At 73.4% G+C, this 7,593-nt stretch carries 1 protein-coding gene; it reads left to right on the top strand.

Annotated features, from left to right (window positions below; all coding sequences use genetic code 11):
• On the top strand, positions 1-7,593 hold a 7,593-nt coding region (locus tag HYE82_RS31205), incomplete at both ends, for a type I polyketide synthase (protein WP_179177558.1).

Genomic DNA, 7,593 nt, shown 5'->3' on the forward strand with positions numbered 1-7,593 from the left:
CCGCCGGTGTGCTCGACGACGGCGTCCTGGACTCCCTGACGCCGGACCGTTTCGAGAGCGTCCTGAGGGCGAAGGCCGTGTCGGCGCTCCACCTGCACGAGCTGACCGTCGAACTCGGCATCGAACTGTCCGCGTTCGTGCTGTTCTCCTCCATGAGCGGCACGATCGGCGCGGCAGGTCAGGCCAACTACGCCGCCGCGAACGCCTACCTCGACGCCCTCGCCGAGCAGCGGCGTGCCTCCGGCCTGGCCGCGACGTCGATCGCGTGGGGCCCGTGGGCCGAGAGCGGCATGGCCGCCGACGAGGCGATGGACGCCCGGATGCGGCGCGAAGGCGTGCCGCCCATGGCTCCCGATGCGGCCATCGCGGCGCTGGCGCAGGCCGTCGGCGCCGAAGAGGCGGCCCTGACCGTCGCGGACATCGCCTGGGACCGCCACTCCTCCGTCGTGGCGGCCGTCCGCCCCAACCCGTCGGTCGCCGAGTTCCTCACCGGTGCGTCGGCGGGTGACACCGCGGCCTCCGGCCACGGGACGGTCGTCAGGGGCGCCGATGTCGCGGGCGCCGCCTTCGCGAAGCTGGCCGGACTGCCCCCGGCCGAGCAGGAACGGGAGCTGATCGGCCTCGTCCGCACGCACGTCGCCGCCGTCCTCGGACACGACGGCGCGGACGCGGTGGCCGCGGACCGTGCCTTCAAGGACCTCGGCTTCGACTCGCTGGCCGCCGTCGACCTGCGCAACCGCCTCGGCGCCGCCACCGCGCTGACGCTCCCCACCACGCTCGTCTACGACCACCCGACCTCGGCCGCCCTCGCCGGGTACCTGCGAGGGGAACTGGTCGGCAGCGAGGAGCCCGCGGACACCGCTGCGCCGGTCGCCGTCGCAGCCGACGAGGACCCGATTGCCATCGTGGCGATGAGCTGCCGCTTCCCCGGCGGCGTCCGGACCCCCGAGGACCTCTGGCGCCTGCTGGCGCAGGGCGCGGACGCGGTCGCCGCGTTCCCCGCCGACCGCGGCTGGGACCTGGACCGCCTCTACAGCCCCGACCCGGACCGGCCCGGAACCTCGTACACCCGCGAGGGCGGCTTCCTCTACGACGTCGCGGACTTCGACGCCGACTTCTTCGGCATCTCGCCCCGCGAGGCCCTCGCGATGGACCCGCAGCAGCGCCTGCTGCTGGAGACCTCCTGGGAGGCGTTCGAACGCGCCGGCATCGACCCGGCCGTGCTGAAGGGCAGCCGGGCCGGTGTGTTCGTCGGCACCAACGGCCAGGACTACCTCTCCCTGGTGGCCGGCGACGCCGAGGGCCTGGAAGGCCACGTCGCCACCGGCAACGCGGCCAGCGTCGTCTCCGGCCGCCTGTCGTACGTCTTCGGCCTCGAAGGCCCCGCGATCACCGTCGACACGGCCTGCTCGTCGTCGCTGGTCGCCCTGCACCTGGCCGTTCAGGCGCTGCGCCGCGGCGAGTGCACCCTGGCCCTCGCCGGCGGTGTGACCGTGATGTCCACCCCCGACGCCTTCATCGACTTCAGCCGTCAGCGGGGGCTGGCGGAGGACGGCCGGATCAAGGCGTTCGCGGCTGCGGCGGACGGCACCGGGTGGGGTGAGGGTGTGGGCATGCTGCTCGTGGAGCGGCTGTCGGATGCCCGTCGCAACGGTCACCCGGTGTTGGCGGTGGTGCGTGGTTCGGCGATCAACCAGGACGGTGCCAGCAACGGTCTGACGGCTCCGAACGGTCCGTCGCAGCAGCGGGTGATCCGTCAGGCGCTGGCGAGCGCGGGTCTGTCGGCCGCTGATGTGGACGCGGTGGAGGCGCACGGTACGGGTACGCGGTTGGGCGACCCGATCGAGGCGCAGGCGCTGCTGGCCACGTACGGCCGGGAGCGGCCCGAGGGGCGTCCGCTGCTGCTGGGCTCGGTGAAGTCGAACATCGGGCACACGCAGGCGGCTGCCGGTGTCGCCGGTGTGATGAAGATGGTCCTCGCCATGCAGCACGGGGTGCTGCCGCAGACGCTGCACGTGGACGCGCCGACCCCGCACGTGGATTGGTCGGCCGGTGATGTGGAACTGCTGACCGAGGCCGTGGACTGGCCGGAGACCGGCCGTCCGCGCCGCGCCGGCGTCTCCTCGTTCGGCCTGAGCGGCACCAACGCCCACACGATCATCGAGGAAGCGCCGTCCGAGGACGGCAACGACACGGCGCCCGAGCCCCACGCCGCCGACGCCGCGCCCGTCCTTCCGTTCGTCGTCACGGGCAAGAACGCCGCCGGGCTGCGCGCCCAGGCGGAGCAGCTCGTCACCTGGCTGACCGAGAGCCTGCACGCCGCCACCGCCGACACCGCGTACTCCCTCTCCGCCGGCCGTTCGGCTTTCGAGTCGCGTGCCGTCCTGGTCGCGGATGCCGCGAACCGAGAGGCGGTCGTGGGCGGTCTGCGGGGCCTTGCCGCCGGTGAGCAGCTGCCCGGCCTGGTCCGGGGCACCGTGTCGGAGGGAGGGCTCGCCTTCCTGTTCACGGGGCAGGGCAGCCAGCGCCTCGGCATGGGCCGTGAGCTGTACGACTTCTTCCCGGTGTTCGCGGACGCGCTGGACGAGGCGTGCGCACGGTTCGACGCCCGGCTCGAAATTCCGCTGAAGGACCTGCTGTTCGGGTCCGATGCTGCGGTGCTGGACCGGACGGAGTACACGCAGCCGGCTCTGTTCGCGGTCGAGGTGGCCCTGTTCCGCCTCGTCGAGTCGTGGGGCCTGAAGCCGGACTTCGTCGCCGGTCACTCCATCGGCGAGATCGCCGCCGCGCACGTGGCGGGTGTGCTGTCGCTGGACGACGCGTGTGCGCTGGTCGCCGCCCGTGGCCGGCTGATGCAGGCGCTTCCGGTCGGTGGCGTGATGATCGCGGTGCAGGCGTCGGAGGACGAGGTCCTGCCGCTGCTGACCGAGGGCGTGGGCATCGCCGCGGTCAACGGCCCGCAGTCGGTCGTGGTCGCGGGTGACGAGGACGCCGCGGTCGCCATCGCGGAGTCGTTCGCCGATCGCAAGACCAAGCGGCTGACCGTGAGCCACGCGTTCCACTCGCCGCACATGGACGGCATGCTGGACGACTTCCGCGAGGTGGTGGCGGGGCTGGTGTTCGCGGCCCCCGCCATCCCGGTCGTGTCGTGCCTGACGGGTGCCGTCGTCACCGACGAGATGGGCTCGGCCGAGTTCTGGGTGCGGCACGTCCGCGAGGCCGTCCGCTTCCTCGACGGCATGCGGGCGCTCGAAGCCGCCGGCGTGACCACGTTCGTCGAGCTCGGCCCGGACGGGGTGCTCTCCGCGCTCGCCCAGGACTGCCTGACGGGCACGGCCGACGTCGCCTTCGCGCCCGTTCTGCGCGCGGCGCGGGCCGAGGCGGAGACCGCGGTCACCGCTGTGGCCCAGGCCTTCGTACGGGGTGTGGAGGTGGACTGGGCGGCCCTCTTCGCCCGTACGCATGCCCGGCGGGTGGAGCTGCCGACGTACCCCTTCCAGCGGCAGCGGTTCTGGCCGGAGACGGCGCTGTCGGGCGGCGGCACCGCCCCTGTCCGGGCCGCCGACGAGGTCGACGACCGGTTCTGGGACGCGATCGAGCACGGCGATCTGGCCGCCCTGCTGCCGGAGCTGGAGGTGGACGACGAGGCGAGCTTCGGCGCGTTCGTCCCCGCCCTGGCGGCCTGGCGCCGGCGGAACCAGGAGCAGGCACAGGCCGACGGCTGGCGCTACCGGGTGCAGTGGAAGCCGCTGACGGCGCCCGTGTCGGCCGAGCTGCCGGGCGGCGAGTGGATCGTCGTCGCCCCCGAGGCCTGTGCCGACGATGCCCTGGTCGGCTCCGTGGTGGGTGCGCTGGCGGGGCGTGGTGCCGAGGTGCGCCGGGTCGTGGTTGCGGCGGGTACGGGCCGGGCTGCGCTGGCCGGTCTGCTGTCCGAGGCCGGGTCCGGTGCGGTGGCCGGTGTGGTGTCGCTGCTGGCGCTGGACGAGGCTGCGGGTGTGGTGCCCACGGCCGTGCTGGTGCAGGCGTTGGGTGATGCCGGGGTGGGGGCGCCGTTGTGGTGCCTGACCCGGGGTGCGGTGTCCGTGGGTCGTTCGGACCGGCTGGTGTCGGAGGTTCAGGCTCAGGTGTGGGGTCTGGGCCGGGTGGCTGCGCTGGAGCTGCCCGGGCGTTGGGGCGGTCTGGTGGACCTGCCCGAGGTGTGGGACGGGCGGGCCATGGGCCGGCTGGTCGGTGTACTGGCCGGTGGTGCGGCCGGTGAGGACCAGGTCGCGGTCCGGTCGTCGGGCGTTTTCGGACGCCGTCTGGTCCGTGCGGCCCGTGCGGAGGGCTCTTCGTCCTGGACGCCGTCCGGGACGGTGCTGGTGACCGGTGGTACGGGTGCTCTGGGCGGCCGGGTGGCGCGTTGGCTGGTCGGTGCGGGTGCCGGGCGGCTGGTGCTGACCAGCCGCCGGGGTGCGGATGCGCCCGGTGCCGCGGAACTGGCCGCCGAGCTGGCGGAACTCGGGGCCGAGGTGTCGGTCGTGGCGTGTGACGCCGCCGATCGCGACGCCCTGCGGACGCTGCTGGCGGCGGAGGCCGAGAACCTGACGGCGGTCGTGCACACCGCCGGTGTGCTCGACGACGGCGTCCTGGACTCCCTGACTCCGGACCGTTTCGAGAGTGTCCTGAGGGCGAAGGCCGTGTCGGCGTTCCACCTGCACGAGCTGACCGTCGAGCTCGGCATCGAGCTGTCCGCGTTCGTTCTGTTCTCCTCCATGAGCGGCACGATCGGCGCGGCAGGTCAGGCCAACTACGCCGCCGCGAACGCCTACCTCGACGCCCTCGCCGAGCAGCGGCGTGCCTCCGGCCTGGCCGCGACGTCGATCGCGTGGGGCCCGTGGGCCGAGAGCGGCATGGCCGCCGACGAGGCCCTCGAAGCCCGCATGCGCCGGGACGGCGTACCCCCGATGAAGGCACAGCCGGCGATCCGCGCCCTCCGCCAGGCCGTCGGCAGTGCCGACGATGCCGCCCTGACGGTGGCCGACATCGAATGGGACCGGTACCTCGCCGGCCACACCGCCGTACGCCGCACCGAACTGTTCAGCGAGCTCGGCGAGGCACGCGCGACCCGCACGGCGACCGAAGCCCGCGCCGGCCGGACCGCTGCGCACACCGACAACCCGGCCACCCTCGCCGGACGGCTCGCCGCGCTCGCGCCCGCCGAGCAGGAGCGGGAACTGCTGGGCCTCGTCCGTACGCACGTCGCCGCCGTCCTCGGACACGGCACCGCGGACGCGGTGGGTGCCGAACGCTCCTTCAAGGAACTCGGGTTCGATTCGCTGACGGCCGTCGAGCTGCGCAACCGCCTCGGCGCGGCCACCGAGCTGCGGCTGCCCGTCACCCTCGTCTACGACTACCCGACGTCCGCCGCGCTGGCCGACCACCTCCGCGGGGAACTCGTCGGCACCGTCCCCGTCTCCGGCACCCTCCTGCCCGCCGCCGCAGCCGTCGACGGCGACCCGATCGCGATCGTGGCGATGAGCTGCCGCTTCCCCGGCGGCGTCCGGACCCCCGAGGAGCTGTGGCAGCTGCTCACGGACGGCACGGACGCGGTCGCCGCGTTCCCCGCCGACCGCGGCTGGGACCTGGACCGCCTCTACAGCCCCGACCCGGACCGGCCCGGAACCTCGTACACCCGCGAGGGCGGCTTCGTCACCGGGGCGGGGGACTTCGACGCCGACTTCTTCGGCATCTCGCCCCGCGAGGCCCTCGCCATGGACCCGCAGCAGCGCCTGCTGCTGGAAACCTCCTGGGAGGCGTTCGAACGCGCCGGCATCGACCCGACCAGCCTGCGCGGAAGCCGTACCGGTGTGTTCGTCGGCACCAACGGCCAGGACTACCTCTCCCTCATCACCCGCGAGCAGGACGGCCTGGAAGGCCACATCGGCACCGGCAACGCCGGCAGCGTCATGTCCGGCCGCGTCTCGTACGTCTTCGGGCTGGAGGGCCCGGCGGTCACCGTCGACACGGCGTGCTCGTCCTCGCTGGTCGCCCTGCACTGGGCGATCCAGGCGCTGCGCAACGGCGAATGCGGGATGGCCCTCGCAGGCGGTGTCACGGTCATGTCGACGCCCGAGAACTTCATCGACTTCAGCCGTCAGCGGGGGCTGGCGGAGGACGGCCGGATCAAGGCGTTCGCGGCTGCGGCGGACGGCACCGGGTGGGGTGAGGGTGTGGGCATGCTGCTCGTGGAGCGGCTGTCGGATGCCCGTCGCAACGGTCACCCGGTGTTGGCGGTGGTGCGTGGTTCGGCGATCAACCAGGACGGTGCCAGCAACGGTCTGACGGCTCCGAACGGTCCGTCGCAGCAGCGGGTGATCCGTCAGGCGCTGGCGAGCGCGGGCCTGTCGGCCGCTGATGTGGACGCGGTGGAGGCGCACGGTACGGGTACGCGGCTGGGCGACCCGATCGAGGCGCAGGCGCTGCTGGCCACGTACGGCCGGGAGCGGCCCGAGGGGCGTCCGCTGCTGCTGGGCTCGGTGAAGTCGAACATCGGGCACACGCAGGCCGCTGCCGGAGTCGCCGGTGTGATGAAGATGGTCCTCGCCATGCAGCACGGGGTGCTGCCGCAGACGCTGCACGTGGACGCGCCGACCCCGCACGTGGATTGGTCGGCCGGTGATGTGGAACTGCTGACCGAGGCCGTGGACTGGCCGGAGACCGGCCGCCCGCGCCGCGCCGGCGTCTCCTCGTTCGGCATCAGCGGCACCAACGCCCACACGATCATCGAGCAGGCACCGGATGCCGAGTCGCCGGCCGCCACCGACGCGGGTCCGGCGGACCGACCTGCCGCGGCCCGTGCCCTTCCGTACCTCCTCTCCGGCAAGACCAAGGAAGCCCTCCAGGCGCAGGCGGCCGCCCTGGCCGCACGTCTCGACGATGCCGCGGACGCGGTAGACGTGGCCTACTCCCTCGCTGCGAGCCGCGCCCACCTCGACCACCGCGCCGCCGCCGTCCTGACCGTCGGGAACGGCGAGGACCTGCAGGGCCTCCTGGCCCTGCTCGCCGACGGCGAGTCCGCGCCCCGGACGATGACCGGCTCTGTCGGTGACGGCCGTACCGCCTTCCTCTTCACCGGGCAGGGCAGCCAGCGCCTCGGCATGGGCCGGGAACTCTACGACACCCATCCCGTGTTCGCGGACGCGCTGGACGCGGTCTGCGCCCACCTCGATACCGTCCTCGAACTGCCGCTGAAGGACGTTCTGTTCGGCGCGGACGCCGACCTGCTGGACCGGACGGAGTACACCCAGCCGGCCCTGTTCGCGGTCGAGGTGGCGCTGTACCGGCTCGTGGAGAGCTGGGGTGTGCGCCCGGACTTCGTGGCCGGTCACTCCATCGGTGAGATTGCGGCTGCGCACGTCGCCGGGGTGCTGTCCCTCGACGACGCGTGTGCCCTGGTGGCGGCGCGTGGCCGGCTGATGCAGGCGCTCCCGGCCGGTGGCGTGATGATCGCGGTGCAGGCGTCGGAGGACGAGGTCCTGCCGCTGCTCGGCGAGGGCGACCGGGTGAGCATCGCCGCGATCAACGGCCCGCAGGCCGTCGTCATCGCCGGTG

Source organism: Streptomyces sp. BR123, from assembly GCF_013401435.1.
In the GTDB taxonomy this organism is placed as follows: Bacteria; Actinomycetota; Actinomycetes; order Streptomycetales; family Streptomycetaceae; genus Streptomyces.